Raw genomic sequence first — 1,318 nt, 5'->3', positions numbered from 1 at the left:
GGCGGTGCAGCGCCAGCACCGACAGGCCGTACCGCTCCCGGAAGCGCGCCTCGCGCAGCGTGCGGCCCACCAGCGGCGAGCGCGGCATCACCACGACCTCCACGAGCCTCACCGCGTCCCGCTCCGCGCCGCTCTCGAGGCTCTCGCGCAGCTTGCGCTCCGAGCGGAGGTGCACCCCCAGCGTCGCCGTGGCCTCCATGAGGCGATCGCTGGGGCCCTCCACCACGAGACGGTCCTCGCCCCGCAGCACGAAGTCCGCACCGGGCGCCTGCACGGCCTCCTCGCCCCGCACGACCGTCACGACGGTCAGGCCGTGTTCCCGTCCGAGCGCCGCCTCACGCAGGGACTTCCCGGCGAGCGCGCTGCCCTCGTCGAGCGCGAGATCCGCGAGGTACGCCCTGAGCCCGTAGCGCTCCTCGATGTCGCCCTCCGCGGCGGGCAGCAGGCGCGGCGCGACGAAGAACAGGTACAGCATGCCCGCCACGAGGACCGGAACGCCCACCCAGGCGAGCTCGAAGAAACCCAGCGTCTTCTGACCGTACCGGGGCAGCAGGCCGGACACGATGAGGTTCGTGCTCGTCCCGATCACCGTGACCGTCCCGCCGAGGATGCTCGCGAACGCGAGCGGCATCATCACGCGCCCCGCAGGGACGCCCGCGCGGCGCGAGAGGCCCAGCACGACCGGGAGGAACACGGCGGTCGTGGCGGTGTTCGACACGAACGCGGACACGCCCGCCACCGTCGTGAGCATCAGCCGGACCAGCCCGGTGGTGCCGCGCGCCCGGCGCGTCAGGAACGCCCCGATCGACTCGATCACGCCGGTGCGCAGCAGGGCGCGAGACAGCACGAACAGCGACGCGAGCGTCAGCACCGTGTCGTTCCCGAAGCCCGCGAAGGCCTCCTTCGGGTCGAGCTGACCGGACACGACGAGACCCGCGAGGAGCAGCAGCGCCGTCACGTCCACGGGGAGGAGTTCGGTGGCGAACAGCACCACCGCGAGCACGAGCAGGAGCAGGACGACGGTCACCCGGTCAGGCTAGGCCACCCTCGCCGGAGGCGCCTTCCGAAAGCGTTCCGAAATGCCGCCGCTCAGACCGCCCCGACGAGCCGCGTGAGCGCCGAACGCAGGATCGCCACGGCCTCCCGGTACTCGGCGAGGTCGAGGTGCTCCTCGGGCGTGTGGTCGAGCCGCGAGTCGCCCGGCCCGTACGCCACGGTCGGGACCTGCCAGTGCGGCGCGACGACGTTCATGTCGCTCGTACCGGTCTTCACCTTGAAGACGGGCGTGCCGCCCGCCTCGCGGATCGCGACGCGCAAC

At 72.6% G+C, this 1,318-nt stretch carries 2 protein-coding genes; both read right to left on the bottom strand.

Annotated features, from left to right (window positions below):
- Positions 1-1,027, bottom strand: a 1,027-nt coding sequence (locus DEIPI_RS0112655; protein WP_027481997.1) for an SLC13 family permease, incomplete at its 3' end; no start/stop codon positions are given.
- A 62-nt stretch (positions 1,028-1,089) separates the two neighbouring features.
- Positions 1,090-1,318, bottom strand: a 229-nt coding sequence (locus DEIPI_RS0112650; RefSeq protein ID WP_157463635.1) for a M20/M25/M40 family metallo-hydrolase, incomplete at its 5' end; no start/stop codon positions are given.

Origin of the sequence: Deinococcus pimensis DSM 21231 (genome assembly GCF_000519345.1) — a bacterium.
Classification (GTDB): domain Bacteria; phylum Deinococcota; class Deinococci; order Deinococcales; family Deinococcaceae; genus Deinococcus_A; species Deinococcus_A pimensis.
Note: the sequence above shows the minus strand (reverse complement) of the source record. Positions and strands in the feature narration are given on the sequence as shown.